A 16,655-nucleotide genomic window follows, 5' to 3' on the forward strand; every position below is an offset into this window, starting at 1 on the left:
GCCGGGCGGTCACGCAGACGCGGGGCTCGCGATGCGGGCCACCCGGGGCCCGGCGAGCCTCGCGTAGTCGGTGCCGGCGAGACACAGCGAGCGGTCGAGCCGGGCGGCATTGAAGTACAGCCGCGGCTGGGCGACGACGTCCGGGTCGGCGACGAGTTCGAGCTCGGCATCGAAGCTGAACGGCAGCACCGTGCCGGGCACCGAGCGGGCGAGCCGCTCGGCGGTTCCGGCGTCGCTGAAGCCGACATAGCGTGCCTCGAACAGCGTCCGCACGGCGTCCAGATCCACCCGCCGGTCTCCGGGGACCACCGCGAGGACGTGGCGCGTGGTGCGGCGGTCGATCTTGACCCGCAGCACGATGCACTTCGCGGCCTGCTCCACCGGATGGCCGCGCAGCGCGCTGACGGTCTCGGTGGCCCCCTCGGGTGCGTGGTCGATGAGCCGGTAGTCGACGCGGGAGGCGTCGAGCAGGGAGATCAGGTGCTGGTAAGTGCCGTGGTTCGGCATGCGGTGTCCCCTTCGGTCTTCTCGGGTTGTGCTGTGGGCGTGAACGCCGCGGCTGCCCGGTGGGCGCGTTCCACGGACTGGCCCCAGTACGTGCCGGTGACCATCAGGGTCGCGCCCAGGGCCGTGAGCGGGGTGAGGTGTTCGCCGCCGAGGGCGATGCCCACCGCCGCCGCCCAGACCGGCTCGGTGCCGAGCAGCAGGCTGGCCCGGCTGGCGGATGTGCGCTGCACGGCCCAGGTCTGGACGAGGAAGGCGAACACGCTGCAGAACAGGGCGAGATAGACCAGCTGCGCCCAGGTCGCCGCGTCGGCTCGGGCCAGCAACGGAAGGTCGCGGGCGGCGGGGGCGAGGAACAGTCCCGCGCCGACCAGGGTCTGGATCGCCGTCAGGTGCAGCGGGCGGATCGTCCGGTCGGCGGTGAGCCGGCCGACCAGGGCCACGTGCACCGCCCGGACGCCGGCCGCGGCGAGCATCAGCAGGTCCCCGAGGCGCGGCGCCTGGAAGCCGTTGCCGGACATCAGCAGACCGACGGCCAGGACACACACGCCGGCCGCGGCGAAGAACACGGGAGGCGGACCGCCCCGGCGGCCGGTGCGGTCGAGGAGCGGGGTGAGCACGATGGTGAGGCTGATGATCAGGCCCGCGTTGGCGGCCGTGGTGTGGGCGACGCCGTACGTCTCCACGACCAGGACCGCGGCCTGGGTGAGACCGAGCGGCACCCCGGCGCGGACCTCGTCGCGGGTCCACCGCGGTCCGCCCCGGGCGGCGACGAGGCCGAGACAGGGGAGCGCGGCGAGGGCGTAGCGCGCGAACAGGACGAGGAGGACGGGCAGCGCGGCCACGGCCGTCTGGGCGGACAGATAGCTGGAACCCCAGACGAGCGCGACCAGGAGGAGTACCGCGTCGGTACGGCGGGCGTCGGTCACCCGCCCACGGTGCACCGTCGACGTACCTGAAGCCCAGAACCACTTTCTTAAACGATCTTTTAGTAGACCTACACAGTCGCCCTACACTGGCGGGGTGGACGAACGGCAGCTGAGGATCCTGCGGGAGCTGGGCGAGCTGGGCAGCGTCACCGCGGTCGCCGAGGCTCTGCTGGTGACGCCGTCGGCGATCTCGCAGCAGTTGCGGCTGCTCCAGCGTTCGATCCCGGTGCCGCTGACCGAACGGCACGGGCGGCGCCTGGTGCTCACCGACGCCGGACAGGCGCTGGCGGACGCGGCCGTCGAGGTCGAGTCGGCGCTGGCCCGGGCCCGGCACGCGGTCGAGGAGTTCGTCGGCAGGCTGGACGGCGAGGTGTCGTTGGCGGCGTTCCACAGCGCGGGCGCGGCCTTCTTCCCGCTGTTGCTGCGCGCCCTCGCCGGGCCGGACGCGCCGACGGTCGTGCTCGCCGACGAGGACGTACCGCAGGAGGACTTCCCGAGGCTGACCAGCGCCTACGACCTCGTCCTCGCCCACCGCCTGGACCACGCCCCGCCCTGGCCGCGCACGGTGACCGTGACCACCCTGCTGCACGAGCCGCTCGACGTGGCGATGCCGGCCGGGCACCCGCTCGCCGCCAAGCGCCGGGTGACGCCGCGCGACGTCGCCGACCAGCCGTGGATCACCGTGCATGACGGGTTCCCGGTCATGGCCACCATCGAGGCCATCGCCGCGGCGGCCGGCCGGCGGCTCCATCTGGCCCATCGCATCAATGAGTTCGCGGTGGTCGCCGAGGCCGTCGCCGCCGGCGGCGGGATCGCGCTGATGCCGCGCTGGACCATGCGCCCGCATCCGGCACTGGTCCTGCGGCCGCTCAGCGGCGTCCGGGCCACGCGGCACATCGACGTCCTGTGCCGCCCCGAGCGCACGGCGAGAAGGGCGGTCCGCACGGTCCTGACGGAACTGAGGCGAGCGGCACACGCCGTCCGGGGCGAGGCGACTTTCTGAGGGGCGCGGGGCTCAAGAGCCGCTCAGAACGGATACCACCGCACCGTCTCGTCCCCGTCCCGCAGTGACGCCACCCGGCGCCGGAACTCGGCCAGCGCCTTGGGGTTGGCCGGGGCGTGCTGGGCGACCCAGGCGCAACTGGCCGTCTCGCGGGCGCCGCGCAGCACCGAGCAGCCCTCCCACGCCCGCACGTCCCAGCCGTAGGCCTCGGTGAAGGAGTCGTAGGCCTCGGCGGGCAGGCCGTACCGGTCGAGGGACAGGGCCATGACCACCAGGTCGTGTTCGCGCAGATCGGCGGAGAAGGTTTCGAGGTCGACCAGGACCGGCCCGTCGGGGCCGATGTGCACATTGCGGGGCAGCGCGTCGCCGTGGATCGGCCCCGGCGGCAGCTGGGGCGTCAGCGCGGCCGCGGCCGCCGCGAAACCGTCGCGGCGCTCGCGCAGACAGGCGGCGTCCGCCGGGTCGATCGCGTCGCCCGCGAGCCGCAGCCAGCGCTCCACACCGTCCAGCAGCTCGCGGGGCGGCAGTGCGAAGGAGGGGGAGGGGAGGGCGTGCACCAGCCGTAGCAGTTCGGCCAGATCCCGCGGTTCGGCGGGCCGTACGGGCTCGGGCAGCCGGTGCCACACGGTCACCGGGTGCCCCTCCACCAGCAGCGGCTCGGACCCGGCCGCCCGCACCGCCGGCACCCCCGCGTCGGCGAGCCAGCCGGCGATCTCCAGCTCGCGCCGGGCCCGGTCCAGCAGCTCGGCGTCGCGGCCCACCTTGACGACCAGATCACCGGCGGCGAACACCGCGTTCTCACCGAGGGCGAGGAGCCGCGCGTCCCGCGCCGGACCCGGCAGTACCCCTGCCGTGGCCAGTACGTCCCGCGCCCGTGCCTCGTCCATCGCCCGCCTCCGTGTCCGGCCTCGTGACGGCGTCAGGATCTCGCCGTCCGACCGTCAGTCTCGCATCCGTACAGGTCGGACGGGGTGCACGGTCCCTTGGCGCGATCATTATTGAATTGAACGAGACGTATCGTCTCGTTTACGCTCGACGCCATGACCACTCCCTCCCACATCGCCATGTTCTCCATCGCCACCCACGGCCATGTGAACCCGAGTCTGGAGGTGATCCGCGAACTCGTCGCACGGGGACACCGGGTGACGTACGCGATCCCGCCGGTGTTCGCCGAGAGGGTGGCGGCGACCGGTGCGCGGCCCGTGCCGTACGACTCGACGCTGCCCGGCCCCGACGCCGACCCGGAGGCCTGGGGGAGCACCCTGCTCGACAACGTGGAGCCCTTCCTGGCGGATGCCGTCCAGGCGCTTGCGCAACTGCTCGCGGCCTACGAGGGGGACGAGCCCGACCTCGTCCTGCACGACATCACCTCCTACCCGGCCCGCGTCCTCGCCCACCGCTGGGGCGTCCCCGCGGTCTCGCTCTCGCCGAACCTCGTCGCCTGGGAGGGCTACGAGGAGGAGGTCGCCGAGCCGATGTGGGCGGAACCGAGGAGGACCGAGCGGGGCCGGGCCTACTACGCCCGCTTCCACGCCTGGCTGGAGGAGAACGGGATCAGCGAGCACCCGGACGCCTTCGTGGGCCGCCCCGCCCGCTCCCTGGTGCTGATCCCACGCGCGCTGCAGCCCCATGCCGACCGTGTCGACGAGCGCGTCCACTCCTTCGTCGGTGCCTGCCAGGGCGACCGCGCCGAGCAGGGCGACTGGCAGCGTCCGCCGGGCGCCGAGAAGGTGGTGCTGGTGTCGCTCGGCTCGGCCTTCACCAAGCAGCCCGCCTTCTACCGGGAGTGTGTGCAGGCCTTCGGGGACCTGCCCGGCTGGCACCTGGTGCTCCAGGTCGGCAGGCATGTCGACCCCGCCGAGCTGGGCGACGTACCCGCGACCGTGGAAGTGCGCGACTGGGTACCGCAGTTGGCGATCCTCGCGCAGGCCGACCTGTTCGTCACGCACGCCGGTGCGGGAGGCAGCCAGGAGGGGCTGGCCACCGGCACACCGATGATCGCGGTGCCGCAGGCCGTGGACCAGTTCGGCAATGCCGAGATGCTCCAGGCGCTGGGCGTCGCCCGGCACGTACCCACACCGGAGGCGACCGCGGACACCCTCCGCGCGGCCGCCCTCGCCCTGGTCGACGACCCCGAGGTCGCCCGGCGGCTGAAGGAGATCCGGGCCGGGATGGAGCTGGAGGGCGGAACCCGGCGGGCGGCCGATCTCATCGAGGCCGAACTGCCCGCGCGTCGGGCATGAGCGAGGGCCCGTTGGTTCCCCCCGGGGAGACCAACGGGCCCTCGTGTCACAGCGGTTCGGCCAAGAGTCAGACCCGGACCGGTTCACCCTCCTCCGGCACCGCCGGTGCCACCGCCTCCGGCGACTCGTCGTGGGTGAGGTCGGGCATTCGGTGCAGCCACTTCGGCAGGTACCAGTTGCGCTCGCCGAGCAGTGCCATCACCGCGGGAAGAAGCACACCGCGGATGATCGTCGCGTCGATCAGCACCGCGGCCGCCAGGCCCACGCCCATCTGCTTCATGGACTGCATGGACAGCGTGCCGAAGATCGCGAACACGGCGACCATGATGACCGCGGCGCTGGTGACGACTCCGGCCGTGGTGACCACACCGTGCTGGATCGCGTCCTTCGTCGTACGGCCGCGCAGCCGGGCCTCGCGGATCCGGGAGACCACGAACACGTGGTAGTCCATCGACAGGCCGAACAGGATCACGAAGAGGAACAGCGGCAGCCAGGTCACGATGGCGCCGACGCCCTCCGCGCCCACCAGCGAGGCACCCCAGCCGTGCTGGAAGACGGCGACGAGGATGCCGTAGGCCGCGCCCACCGACAGCAGGTTCAGCACGATGGACGTGATCGCGACGGTCAGCGAGCGGAACGACAGCAGCATCAGCAGGAAGGCGAAGACCACCACGAAGGCGAAGACCGGGACCACGGAACCGATCAGCTGGTCGTTGAAGTCGTGGTTGCCCGCGACCTGTCCGGTGACCGGCGCCTCCACGCCGTCGACCTTGCCGAGCGTGGCGGGCCGCACCTCGTCGCGCAGCGTCTCCAGGCTCTTGGTCGCCCTGCCCATGTCGGAGCCGCCGACCAGCGGCACGGACACCAGGGCCACGTTCTGCGCGTCGTGGAGCTTGATGTCGATCGGGCCCTGCGAGGCGCCCGACTCGATCGCCTGCTTCTTGAAGTCGGCCAGCGCCTGACGCACCTCGGGCGCGTTGATGTCCTTCGCCTTGACGACCACCGAGGCCGGCTCGGAGCCGCCCGGGAAGGCGTCGTTGAGCCGGTCGTACGTCTGCACGATCGGCAGCGAGTTGCCGAACTCCTGGTCCAGCGTGAGCTGCGAGGTCTTCATCCCGAGGGCGGGAGCCGCGACCGCGAGCAGGGCGCCCGTCGCGACGACGACCGAGATCAGGGGCTTGGCGAGCACGCCCCGCAGGACGGCGGTCCAGAACCGGCTCTCCGAGCCGCCGCCGCGCCGCTTGCGGCGGCCCAGGAACGGGATCCGGCCCTTCTCGACGCGCTCGCCCAGCAGGGACAGCAGCGCGGGCAGGACGGTCACGGAACCGACCATGGCGACGGCCACGACCATCAGCGAGGCCAGGCCCATCGCCTCGAACTCGGGGAGCCCGGTGAACAGCATGCCCGCCATCGCCACGCACACCGTGACACCGGAGACGATGATCGCGCGGCCGCTGGTGGCGGCGGCGATCCGCAGCGCGGCCCCCGCGTCACGACCGGCCTCCCGCTCCTCGCGCTCCCGGCGCAGATAGAACAGGCAGTAGTCGACGCCGACCGCCATGCCGACCAGCAGCATCACGGAGTTCGCGGTGTCGCTCATCGGCTGCAGATGGCTGACGATGCCCATCAGACCCATCGTCGCCATGATCGCGGTGACCGCCAGCGCCACCGGCAGCAGCGCGGCCACCAGCGCGCCGAAGGCGATGAGCAGAATGCCGAGCGCCACCGGCACGGCGGAGAGCTCCGCCTTCTTGAAGTCGTCCCCGAAGGCGTCCTTGTACTGCTTCTGCATGCTGGCGGAGCCGATCTCCTCGACCCGCACCGTCTCGTGGTTCTTCTGCACGCCCGCGACGGCCTTCAGCACCGGCTCGACCCGGTCGGCCGCGGTGTCCGTGTCGCCGCGCATGTCGAACTGCACCAGCGCGCTGTGGCCGTCCTTCGAGATGCTCCGGTTGTCGTACGGCGAGGTGACGCCGGTGACCTTGCCGGTGCCCTCGACGGCCTTGACGACGTCGGCGACGGTGGCCCGGAACTCGGCGTCCGTGGCCTTGACGGATCCGTCCTTCGACTGGACCAGGACCGTCTCGCTCGCCGGGTTCTTGATGCCCGCGTCATCGATGATCTTCGCGGCGGTGTGGGTCTCGCCCGACAACTGGTCGGACTCGTCGACGTCGACGCGGCCCGCCGCCGAACCGAGTCCCATGGCCAGGACGACGAACAGCACCCAGATGCCGACGGCCGCCCAGCGGTGCCGGGCGCTCCATCCGCCGGCCCGGGCGGCCAGGCCCCGCACCCGTATGTCTCCGTTCCCCATGACGGGATTGCCCCCTCGTGTGCGGTGACGGCCCCCGCCGCCACGTCTTTGCTGCGTTCGATTCGAAGGTATGGGGCGGATAAGAAGGTCTCGTCGTGCTCTCCGGTGAAGTGCGCAGCCTTGTTCTCATCGCTGAGGAGGATGCTGGGCCCTTACATCTATCGGTGCGTCTCGGGGATGGCGATCAGGGCTGTCCGTTCCGTCGGCAGAGATCCACTTTGTGATTGCGAAACCTTGTTGAACAAGTCACAGCTGCGTGTAGTGGTTGATTCGCACCCACCTGATCGGCCAGAGTTTCGCGCAGCCCGGCCACGGGCGAGCGGCTGTCGTGCCCACCCCCACGGGGCACGACGGCCGCTCTATGGTGTCGGGATGAAGACGTATGCGGCGCTGCTGCGCGGGATCAATCTGGGCGGCAGGAGGAAGCTCCCGATGGCCGAGCTCCGGCAGCTCATGGAGGGACTCGGTCTCCAGGGCGTACGCACCCATCTGCAGAGCGGGCAGGCCGTCTTCGGTGCCGTCCGCGGCGACGAGGAGTCCCTGGCCGCGGAACTCACCGAGGCGATCGAGAAGCACTTCGGGTTCACCGTCGAGGTGATCGTGCGCGACCACGCCTATCTGGCGGCGGTGGCCGGCGCCTGCCCCTTCCCGGCGGCCGAGCTGCAGGGCAAGGAGCTCCACGTCACGTACTTCTCCGCGCCGGTCACCGCCGAGCGCTTCGCGGACATCGACGCGGCCGCCCACCTCCCCGAGGAGTTCCGGCTCGGCGACCGCGCGCTGTACCTGTACGTTCCGGCGGGCCTCGGCCAGTCCAGGCTGGCGGCGGTCCTGTCCCGGCCGCGGATCACCAAGGGGCTGATCGCCACGACCCGGAACTGGAACACCGTCGTGAAGCTGGTGGAGCTCACCGCCGCGCAAGAGTGACCGTGCGCGGGCCCAGGAAGGGCGACAGGGAGAGAACCTCGCGGGGCACGGCACCGACGACACCGCACACCGGATCGCCGCCGACCTGGCGGCGTCCCGCTTCGAGGCGCCGGTGGTGGCCGACGTGGCCCGCCGGCAGTACGCCAAGCTGCTCGGCAACCTCGGCGACGCCATCGAGGCGGTCAGCGGCCCTGTCGTGGACGAGGCCGGCCGCGACCTCTACGCCCGGATGCGGGCCGAGGGCGAGGACGTGCTCGACGCCGTCGGGATCGCGTACGCGAGCGCCGGGGAACAGCGGGCGGCGCGTGGCGACAAGGTCACCCTCGTCCCGCTCGACGGCGTCCGGCGGGGCGGCGGCTCCTCCTGGCAGTCCCTCGACCGCGGCACCGGCACCATCGAGGCCGGCTGTCTGAACGGCGAGATCGTCCTGCTCGGACGTCTGCACGGCGTGCCGACCCCGCTGAACGAGCTGCTCCAGCGGCTCGCCAACCGGTTCGCGCGCGAGCGGCGGGCCGCCGGATCGATGCCGGTCGACGAGCTCGTGCGGCTGGCGGACGACGCTGTCGCGTTTGTTCAAGAAGGCCGAGCCGGGCCTTCCTAGCGTGAGGGGCATGACGTACGACGACATGCACCCGTACATGATCGAATGTGCCGCCGAGGCGGCGCGCGTCGCGCGCGGAGTCGCGGCGGCACAGCTCGACCACAAGAGCCACTGCACCGACTGGGACGTCCGCGCCCTGGTCAACCACTGGGTCCTGTACACCTCGCACGGCCTGGAGCACCGCGCCCTGCGCAAGCAGCTCCCCGAGGAGCTGACCGCCCGCGACTTCACCGCCGACCCCGACTGGGCCGAGGCGTACGCCGCCCAGCTGGACCGCGCGGTCGCCGCCTGGGCGGACCCGAAGGTGTGGGAGGGCGAGGTCGACCTCGGCATGGCCAGGATGCCGGCCGCCGAACTCGCCTCGATGATCATCAAGGAGCTGGCGGTGCACGGCTGGGACGTGGCGACCGCCACCGGCCAGGAGTACCGCGTCTCCGAGGGCGCGGCCCGGCTAGTCCTCGACGTGGTCGAGACCCACGGCGAGCTCTACCGCCAGTACGACGGCTTCGCCGACCCGGTGCCGGTGCCGGACGACGCGCCCGTCTTCGAGCGGGCACTGGCGGCGAGCGGTCGGGACCCCCGACGGTAGTGTCATTGGGCCAGTGAAAGCGTGCGAGATTGGGCCGATACCCTGTGCCACTCGCGGACTAGCGTCATCGGTATGACGTACTCCGCGCCCACTCGGGTCGACTTCCACTTCGACCCCGCCTGCCCCTTCGCCTGGATCACCTCCCGCTGGCTGCTGGAGGTCGAGCGCGAACGCCCGCTCGACCTCCAGTTCCATGTGATGAGCCTGTACCTCCACAACACCGGCAACGAACTCCCCGACTGGTACCGGGACTTGGTGGACCGGTCGATCGGTCCGGTGCGGGTCGCCGTGGCCGCGGCCGAACGGCACGGCGAGCAGGTGCTGCGGGACCTGTACACCGCGCTCGGTACGCGGATCCACGACCGCGGGATCAAGGACTTCGACACGGTCGTCGCCGAGTCGCTCACCGAACTCGGCTTTCCGGCCGACCTCGCGGCCGCCGCGCACGACCCGTCGTACGACGACGCGGTGCGCCGCAGCCATGACTCCGGAGCCGAACCGGAGACCGGCGCCTATGTGGGCACGCCCACCCTGCGCGTCGACGGGACGGTGTGGTTCGGCCCGGTGCTGCGCGCCATTCCGCGCGGGGCCACGGCGGCCGAACTGTTCGACAGCTTCCGGGTCCTGGCCGCCCACCCGGACTTCTTCGAGCTCAAGCGCACCCGCACGGGAGCGCTCCGCTTCGACTGATCGAGTGCTCCTACCTTTCCCGGCGTTGGGTACAGGCTGATCCCACGGAGGGGTATATGCCCACGCACCGAAGAGCCGCCCTCGTCACCCTCGCCTCCGCCGCCCTCGTCCTCGGGGTGGTGGCCGGGCCCTCGGCCCTCGCCGCACCGCCGCGGGCCGCCTCCATGGACGTCCAAGTCTCACCCGTCGGCGACGACCACGCTGACGGCACCCTCCGACATCCCGTCCGCACCCTGGAGCGCGCCCGCGACCTGGTCCGTGCCAGGGCCGGGAACCTGAGCGCCGACCCCGCGCGGGCACCGCAAGGGCTCACCACCACACGGCAGTTGTACGTCGACGGAGTGCGCGCCCAGCGGGCCCGCACTACCGGGTGACGGTCTCCGACGGCCGGGCCCCGATCGATGTCACCGGCCGGGACGTCCTGGTCACCCAGCCCTCCGCCAAGGGCATGTTCCGGGTGATCGGCGGGCTGCGGCCCGGCACCTCCAACACCGTGACCGTCGCGGCGGGGACGGCGGCCGGTACCGGACCCGCGGCCACGGTCACGGCGACGACGCGAGCAACTGCCCCATAATGCCGCGCTGTTGGCCATTCCGGCCCGACTGCGATGGATAACTCCCCTGGTGTGACACGTTCGCCGCCGGAGACGCAGTATCAAAAGCGGGACACGGCAATGAGGCTCGCGCGAGCCGGCAGCCGTGTGCCCGCCGACCGTCCGCGGTCCGACGTCACAGGGGAGCGCCGGACCGCGGACGGCCCATCGGCCCCGTCAGGCGGGCTCGCCCCGCCAGTCACCGTCCCGTCCGGCCCAGCGCACGGCGGGACGCACCGCGAGACCGGCCGCCGCGAACAGCACGCCCAGCACCGCCCAGCCCACCCTGCCGTGCTGGATCGCCGTCACCGTGACCAGCGCCGGGCCCGCCATCATCCCGGCGGACATGCCCGCACCGAACACACCCTGATAGACGCCGTGGGCGCGGGCGTCGGCTAGTTCGTAACCGAGCGTCCAGCCGCCCGCCGCGGACAGCACCTCGGCGAGGACCTGCACCACCGCGCCCACGGCCAGCGCCAGTACCGCCCACACCGCGGGCAGCCCCGCCGACACGGCGTAGGCGGCGCAGGACGCCGTCAGCAGCGGGCCGGCCCAGGTCATCGCCCTTACGGCAGAAGGGACTTGGGAGGCACGCCGGGCCACCCGCACCTGGAGCAGCGCCACCAGTACGCAGTTGACGATCAGAAGCAGGGCCGCCGTCCAGCGCGGTGCCTCGGTGCGCTCGACGATCCACAGCGGCAGGCCGACCTCGGTCAGGGTGTACTGCACGCACAGCACCGCGTTCAGCACGGTCACCGCCAGATACGGCAGGTCCCGCACCGCACGCCAGCGGTCGGCGGCCGGTGCGTGGGCCGCGTGCGGCTGACGGTCCCGCGCGTGCGGCGCCAGCGGCAGCCGGCGCACCATCAGAGCGGGCCCGAGGAACGACAGCGCGTTCAGCACGATTGCCGTCACATACGCGGCCCGCGTGTCGAGTTGGAGCGCCACGGCCCCGAACACACCGCCCACGCCGATGCCCACGTTCGTGACCATCCGCAGATAGGCGCGCGCCTCCACCCGGGTCGCCGCGGGCAGCACGTCCGCGTAGATCGCGCCCTGCACCCCGCGACTGGCCATCTGCAGCCCGGTCGCGCACACCACCGAGAGCAGGAAACCGGCGTACGAGTCCACCAGGACGTAGGCCGCCGTGGCCACCCCGGTGCCGCCCCACAGCAGCGCCCCCACCTGCCGGGCGCCCCACCGGTCGGCGGCCCGTCCCGCCGGGACGCCCGCCACCACACCGACCAGGCCCGCGACCGTCATGCCGAAGCCGACCGCGGTGGCGTCGAGGCCGACGATGCGGGTGAAGTACAGGACACCCAGCGGGAAGTAGAGTCCGTTGCCGAGGGAGTTGACCACGGTGAGGAGCGTGGCCCTGCGCAGGGCCGGGTCGGCGGGGAGCAGCCCGCCGGCTCGGGTGGCACGCTCAGGGCGCGCGTCCGCCACTGGGCCGGAGGCCGGGGAATCCGGTGTCGTCGTCATGGGACCAGCGAACCGCTCGGCCACGGGACGCCGACAATCATTTAGCGTGGCGCTCAATGATTGAGTTCCGCTTCGCCGTCGACGACCTCGCCACCACCTCCTTCGCCTACTCCCCGCTGCAGGAGGCGCTGTTCTCACTGCGCTGTCTGCACGACCCGGCCCTCCCCCAAGCTCTCGGCTTCGCTCGAGCAGGGGGGACCCCCATCCCCACCACCGTCCCTGGCTGCGCCGTATCCGCCCCCGCATGGAGTCCCTCGACCGCGAACTGCTCACCGCCCTCGTTGCTCCCTGGCTGTGGTTGCCGGACTTCGTCACCCCGCGCCCCGAGCGGGCCCGCCCCGCCTTCGCCGACGAACTGGACCAGGTCCGCGCCACCCCGGTGGACGTGGTCGTCGCCGACTTCCTGGCCACCTACCGCACCGAGGAGGCCCTGCCGCCCGTCGTCGCGCGCGGCCTCGCCGACCCCACGGCGTTCCTCGCCCGGCTCGCGGACGCGGTCGACGCGTACTGGCGTACCTGTCTCGCCGCCGACTGGTGGCCGCGGGTGCAGACCATCCTGGAGGCCGATCTCGCCCACCAGGCACGGGTGTTGGCGGAACAGGGCGCGGGCGCGTTGTTCTCCGGGCTCGATCCGCGGCTCGTGTGGAGCGACGAGCATCTCTCGCTGACCCGCCCGCCCGACACCGCCCCCTGGCCTTCGGGTCACATCCGCATCGCCGGCCGCGGACTGGTGCTGATGCCGACGATCTTCGCCAAGGGCGCGCAGACGGTGCTCGACCACTCGCTGCCCCCGGTGCTCATCTATCCGGCACGCGGCCGCGCCACCCTCTCCGAGGAGCCGCCCCCGGTCACCGACCGCGCCCTGATACGCCTGCTGGGCCGCTCCCGCGCCCGTCTGCTCCTGCTGCTCGCGGAACCGGCGTCCACCACGGAACTCGCCCACCGCCTCGATGTCACCCCGGGCGCGGTCAGCCAGCACCTGGCCGTCCTCTACGACGCGGGCCTGCTCACCCGCGCCCGCACCGGCAGGATCGTCCGCTACGCACGAACCCGCCTGGGCGACGAGCTGTCCCGCTAGGCACCCACGGCGGCCAGGGGCATAGGAGCGCGTGCCGTGTCGTACCGCTCCAGGAGGACGCGTGCGACCTCCGGCGCCGGGCCGAGGACGTCGGCCAGGATGTCCGCCTCGGCCGCGCCGCGCGCTATGCGGTCCGGCAGGAAGCCGGGGGCCAGGACGTACGGGGCGACGGCGACGCGCTTGCAGCCGAGGGCGCGGAGTTCGCGGACCGCGTCCTCGGTGCGGGGAAGGGATGCGGAGGCGAACGCAGGTCGCACGGCGCACCAACCGGTGTGCCGCCACTCCCGCGCGATTGCTGCGATCACTGCGATCGCCTCCGGGTCACTGGACCCCGCCGAGGCCAGTACGACCCCGGTCGAGGACTTGTCGGCGGGCGTCAGGCCCGCCTCGTACAACCGGCGTTCCAGCGCCGACAGCAGCAGCGGGGACGGGCCGAGCACCTCGGCCTGCCGGATCCGCAGCTGCGGCGGGGCGTCCCGCAGGACCGCGGGGATGTCCGCCTTCGCGTGGAACGCGCGGGTCAGCAGGAGGGGAAGGGCCACGACCTCACGTACGCCCTCCGCCGCCAGCGACTCCAGCACCCCGTGCACGGACGGGATGTTGAAGTCCAGGAAGCCGGTCTCCACGCGCAGCCCCGGCCGCAGCGACCGCACCCGCCGCACCAGGGCGTGCACGGTCGCGGCGTGCCGCGGGTCGCGGCTGCCGTGGGCGATGACCAGAAGGACCGGCTTGTGGGACATGGGTATCAGCTCTTCACCAGCAGGCCGCGGCTGCGCAGCACCCACCGCTCCAGCGGGCTGAAGATCAGCAGGTCGATGGCGATGCCGACGAACAGGATCAGGAAGATGGCCTCGAACACCATCGCCATGGAACTCGCGTTGCGGCCGTTCTCCAGCAGCGCGCCCAGGCCGATGCCCAGGTCGGGGGAGGAGGCGATGATCTCCGCGGCCATCAGCGAGCGCCAGGAGAAGGCCCAGCCCTGCTTCAGACCCGCCAGATAGCCCGGCAGCGCGGCCGGCAGGACGATGTGCCAGGCGCCCTTCACACCCGTCGCCCCCATCGTGCGGCCCGCCCGCAGGAACAGCGGCGGCACCTGGTCGATACCGGAGACCAGGCCGTTGGCGATGGACGGGACCGCGCCGAGCAGGATCACCGCGTACATCATCGAGTTGTTCAGGCCCAGCCAGATCACCGCGGGCGGCACCCACGCCACCGACGGCAGCGACTGCAGACCGGACAGGACCGGGCCGATCGCCGCGCGCACGAACTTCACGCGCGCCACCAGCAGCCCCAGCGGTGTGCCGATGGCCAGCGCGAACAGGAAGCCCAGCAGACCGCGCGAGACACTCGTCCAGATGTAGTCGAGCAGCTTGCCTTCCAGCCAGGCGTCCTTGAACTCGGCGCCCACGTCGGCGGGCGACGGCAGCTTCGTCGGATCGTCCACGATCTTGAACGAGATCAGCGCCTGCCACACGACCAGGACCACCGCGGTGGCGACGAGCGGCGGCAGGATCTTGCTGGTGAAGGTCTGCCGGAACGGCGTCCGGCCGGTGACGGCGGTCTCCAGCGCGTCCAGGCCGGCCTCGACGCTTGCCGCGTCCGTGGCGGTCTTCGTCTCAGTGCTGGCCATGACGGCGGATCTCCCCACGCAGTACATCGGTGATTTCGAGGGACAGTTCGGCGACCGGCGCGTCCTCGATACGCCGCGGCTGCGGGATGTCCACCCGCCACTCACGGGCCACCCGGCCCGGACGGGACGACAGCAGCACGACCCGCTGCGCGAGCCGCACCGCCTCGCGCACGTTGTGCGTGACGAACAGGACGGACAGCCCCGTCTCCTCCCAGATCCGGGTCAGTTCGTCGTGCAGCAGGTCGCGGGTGATCGCGTCGAGCGCCGCGAACGGCTCGTCCATCAGCAGCAGCCGGCTGTCCTGGGCGAGCGCACGGGCCATGGCCACGCGCTGGCGCATACCGCCCGACAGCTCGTGCACCCGCTTGCCGTACGAGCCCTTCAGCCGTACGAGTTCGAGCAGCTCCTCGGCCCGGCCGCGCCGCTCGCCCTTCGGAACGCCCCCCAGCTTGAGGGCGAGTTCGATGTTCTTGCCCGCGGTCAGCCACGGGAACAGGGCGTGCTCCTGGAACATCAGGGCCGGGCGCCCATGGGTCGCGATGCTGCCGGCGGAGGGCTTGTCCAGCCCCGCCACCAGGTTCAGCAAGGTCGACTTGCCGCAGCCCGAGGCCCCCAGGAGGGTGACGAACTCGCCCGGCGCGACATCCAGCGTGATGTCGTCGAGGACGAGTTGCTGCCCGGCGGGCCCGGCGAAGGACTTCGAGACGTGCTCGATGCGGGCGGCGTACTCGACCACCTCGACGTCATCGGCCTTGGCGAGGGCGGTTGCCATGATCGTCACCTCCTGGGAACTCTCGGGTCCGGACTTACTTGACGCCGAGACCGGCGTCGTCGACGGTGCTGGCGCCCTCGGCCTCGAGGACCTTGTTCAGCGGGACGAGGTCATAGATGCCGGCCAGCTTCGGGTTCTCCAGCAGACCCGCCTTGACCGCGTGCTGCGCCTCGGTGTCGAGCGTGGTGGCCAGCGGGTCGTCGGTGATCTGGATGGACTTCCACGCCGGGTCCAGGACGTCGGCCGGCAGCTCCTTGCCGGAGTCGATCCCCAGCTGCTTGTTGGCCGCGGCCTTCGCCTCGTCCGGGTTGGCGTTGATCCACTTGTTGGTCTCGACCGACGCCTTCAGGACCGCCTCGACGGCCTTCGGGTGCTCCGTGAGGAACTTCTGCGACACGATGATGTTCGTGATCACGAACTTCTTGTCCGGCCACAGCGCCGACTCGTCGAGGAGTACCTTGGCGCCCTCGGCGACCAGCTTGGACGCGGTGGGCTCCGGCACCCAGGCGCCGTCGACGGAGCCGGACCTGTAGGCGTCCGGGGTCACCTTGTTGTCGGTGCGGACCACCGACACATCGCCCTGGCCGCTCTCCGGGTCGACCTTCCAGCCCTGCTCCGCGACCCAGTTCAGGAACGCCACGTCCTGCGTGTTGCCGAGCTGCGGGGTCGCGATCTTCTTGCCCTTGACGTCCTTCAGGGACTTGATCTTCTCCGGGTTCACCACGAGTTTCACACCGCCCGACGCCGAACCGCCGATGATGCGCAGGTTCTTGCCGTCCGACTTGGTGTAGCCGTTGATCGCGGGGGAGGGGCCGATCCAGCCGATGTCGATGGAGCCCGAGTTGAGGGCCTCGATCTCGGACGGGCCCGCGTTGAAGACCTGGTACTTGGCCCGGGTGGCGCCCAGCTCCTTCTGGAAGAAGCCCTTCTGGTTGCCGACCAGCGCGGTGGCGTGGGTGAGGTTGCCGAAGTAGCCGATCTTGACGGAATCGAGACCGTCGATCTTCTTGGCTCCGGCGGCGACCTTCGCGTCGGCGGTGTCGTCAGCGGCCTTGGAGCCGTAGCCGCAGGCGGCGAGGGTGAGCAGGGGAAGCGCGGCTATGACCGCGAAGGTGCGGCGAAGGGCGGTACTGGCAGGCACGGGAGGTGTTCCTCTCGTTGGCCCGGCGGTCACGGCCTCTCAGGTCGTGGCCGGGAGTTCGGCAGGTTTTCGTTTGCGCAGGCAGTGGGGGGTGAGGGCGCGCGGGCAGTGCGCGTACGTCACCGCGCACATCGCGCCACTCCGCCCTGCCCGCTGCCGAGGG

The 16,655-nt window shown here is 71.7% G+C and carries 16 protein-coding genes and 2 pseudogenes; 9 read left to right on the forward strand and 9 right to left on the reverse strand.

From position 1 onward, the window contains the following. Nucleotides 1-9: 9 nt before the first annotated feature. A complete protein-coding gene (locus tag ACFY1J_RS06155) occupies nucleotides 10-507 on the reverse strand; it encodes a YbaK/EbsC family protein (protein WP_390707353.1) in 498 nt (165 codons plus the stop codon). Further along, nucleotides 477-1,433 (reverse strand): DMT family transporter, encoded by a 957-nt coding sequence (locus ACFY1J_RS06160; protein WP_390707352.1) that lies wholly within the window; start codon nucleotides 1,431-1,433, stop codon nucleotides 477-479. The genes ACFY1J_RS06155 and ACFY1J_RS06160 overlap by 31 nt, the downstream gene beginning before the upstream one ends. Before the next feature lie 94 nt (nucleotides 1,434-1,527). On the opposite strand from ACFY1J_RS06160, the gene ACFY1J_RS06165 reads away from it, so the two are divergent. Then, nucleotides 1,528-2,436, forward strand: coding sequence for a LysR family transcriptional regulator (locus ACFY1J_RS06165; RefSeq protein ID WP_390730763.1), 909 nt, complete (start codon nucleotides 1,528-1,530; stop codon nucleotides 2,434-2,436). A gap of 23 nt (nucleotides 2,437-2,459) precedes the next feature. Here the strand turns inward: ACFY1J_RS06165 and ACFY1J_RS06170 are convergent, their stop codons facing one another. Then, nucleotides 2,460-3,323 (reverse strand): phosphotransferase enzyme family protein, encoded by an 864-nt coding sequence (locus ACFY1J_RS06170; RefSeq protein WP_390707350.1) that lies wholly within the window; start codon nucleotides 3,321-3,323, stop codon nucleotides 2,460-2,462. Nucleotides 3,324-3,427: 104 nt separating this feature from the next. On the opposite strand from ACFY1J_RS06170, the pseudogene mgt reads away from it, so the two are divergent. After that, nucleotides 3,428-4,679 (forward strand): annotated as a pseudogene (gene mgt, locus ACFY1J_RS06175) (macrolide-inactivating glycosyltransferase). A 67-nt stretch (nucleotides 4,680-4,746) separates the two neighbouring features. Here the strand turns inward: mgt and ACFY1J_RS06180 are convergent. After that, nucleotides 4,747-6,993: an MMPL family transporter gene (locus tag ACFY1J_RS06180; RefSeq protein ID WP_390707349.1), complete on the reverse strand. Its 2,247-nt coding sequence runs from the start codon at nucleotides 6,991-6,993 to the stop codon at nucleotides 4,747-4,749. 372 nt (nucleotides 6,994-7,365) lie between these two features. On the opposite strand from ACFY1J_RS06180, the gene ACFY1J_RS06185 reads away from it, so the two are divergent. The 6 genes and pseudogenes from ACFY1J_RS06185 to ACFY1J_RS06210 all read left to right on the forward strand — a co-directional run bounded on the left by ACFY1J_RS06185 (nucleotide 7,366) and on the right by ACFY1J_RS06210 (nucleotide 10,371). Continuing rightward, nucleotides 7,366-7,917 (forward strand): DUF1697 domain-containing protein, encoded by a 552-nt coding sequence (locus tag ACFY1J_RS06185; RefSeq protein WP_390707348.1) that lies wholly within the window; start codon nucleotides 7,366-7,368, stop codon nucleotides 7,915-7,917. 46 nt (nucleotides 7,918-7,963) lie between these two features. Continuing rightward, a pseudogene (locus ACFY1J_RS06190) lies at nucleotides 7,964-8,518 on the forward strand (ketopantoate reductase family protein); the annotation flags it as partial. Nucleotides 8,519-8,528: 10 nt separating this feature from the next. Then, a complete protein-coding gene (locus ACFY1J_RS06195) occupies nucleotides 8,529-9,107 on the forward strand; it encodes a TIGR03086 family metal-binding protein (protein WP_390707347.1) in 579 nt (192 codons plus the stop codon). 72 nt (nucleotides 9,108-9,179) lie between these two features. Next, nucleotides 9,180-9,797: a DsbA family protein gene (locus ACFY1J_RS06200; protein ID WP_390730764.1), complete on the forward strand. Its 618-nt coding sequence runs from the start codon at nucleotides 9,180-9,182 to the stop codon at nucleotides 9,795-9,797. A gap of 56 nt (nucleotides 9,798-9,853) precedes the next feature. Beyond that, nucleotides 9,854-10,171 carry a hypothetical protein gene (locus ACFY1J_RS06205; protein ID WP_390707345.1) on the forward strand — a complete coding sequence of 106 codons (318 nt, stop codon included), beginning with the start codon at nucleotides 9,854-9,856 and terminating at the stop codon, nucleotides 10,169-10,171. Then, nucleotides 10,168-10,371 carry a hypothetical protein gene (locus ACFY1J_RS06210; protein WP_390707344.1) on the forward strand — a complete coding sequence of 68 codons (204 nt, stop codon included), beginning with the start codon at nucleotides 10,168-10,170 and terminating at the stop codon, nucleotides 10,369-10,371. Before ACFY1J_RS06205 ends, ACFY1J_RS06210 begins: the two co-directional genes overlap by 4 nt. Before the next feature lie 195 nt (nucleotides 10,372-10,566). Here ACFY1J_RS06210 and ACFY1J_RS06215 read toward each other — a convergent pair whose 3' ends face one another. Next, nucleotides 10,567-11,871, reverse strand: a complete 1,305-nt coding sequence (locus tag ACFY1J_RS06215) for an MFS transporter (RefSeq protein ID WP_390730765.1) — start codon at nucleotides 11,869-11,871, stop codon at nucleotides 10,567-10,569. 244 nt (nucleotides 11,872-12,115) lie between these two features. Here ACFY1J_RS06215 and ACFY1J_RS06220 point away from each other — a divergent pair, with 244 nt between their 5' ends. After that, on the forward strand, nucleotides 12,116-12,949 hold the full coding sequence (locus ACFY1J_RS06220) for a helix-turn-helix domain-containing protein (RefSeq protein ID WP_390730766.1): 834 nt from the start codon (nucleotides 12,116-12,118) through the stop codon (nucleotides 12,947-12,949). Here ACFY1J_RS06220 and ACFY1J_RS06225 read toward each other — a convergent pair. Genes ACFY1J_RS06225 through ACFY1J_RS06240 form a run of 4 tightly spaced genes read right to left on the reverse strand, consistent with a single transcriptional unit; the run spans nucleotide 12,946 to nucleotide 16,492 of the window. Continuing rightward, nucleotides 12,946-13,689, reverse strand: a complete 744-nt coding sequence (locus ACFY1J_RS06225; protein WP_390707341.1) for a sirohydrochlorin chelatase — start codon at nucleotides 13,687-13,689, stop codon at nucleotides 12,946-12,948. The two genes, ACFY1J_RS06220 and ACFY1J_RS06225, sit on opposite strands and share 4 nt — an antisense overlap. A gap of 5 nt (nucleotides 13,690-13,694) precedes the next feature. After that, nucleotides 13,695-14,579: an ABC transporter permease gene (locus tag ACFY1J_RS06230; protein WP_390707340.1), complete on the reverse strand. Its 885-nt coding sequence runs from the start codon at nucleotides 14,577-14,579 to the stop codon at nucleotides 13,695-13,697. Next, nucleotides 14,566-15,351 (reverse strand): ABC transporter ATP-binding protein, encoded by a 786-nt coding sequence (locus tag ACFY1J_RS06235; protein WP_390707339.1) that lies wholly within the window; start codon nucleotides 15,349-15,351, stop codon nucleotides 14,566-14,568. The genes ACFY1J_RS06230 and ACFY1J_RS06235 overlap by 14 nt, the downstream gene beginning before the upstream one ends. 34 nt (nucleotides 15,352-15,385) lie before the next feature. After that, nucleotides 15,386-16,492 (reverse strand): aliphatic sulfonate ABC transporter substrate-binding protein, encoded by a 1,107-nt coding sequence (locus ACFY1J_RS06240; RefSeq protein WP_390707338.1) that lies wholly within the window; start codon nucleotides 16,490-16,492, stop codon nucleotides 15,386-15,388. Nucleotides 16,493-16,655: the final 163 nt, after the last annotated feature.

The sequence above is a fragment of the Streptomyces sp. NPDC001406 genome (assembly GCF_042895285.1).
Lineage (GTDB): Bacteria > Actinomycetota > Actinomycetes > Streptomycetales > Streptomycetaceae > Streptomyces.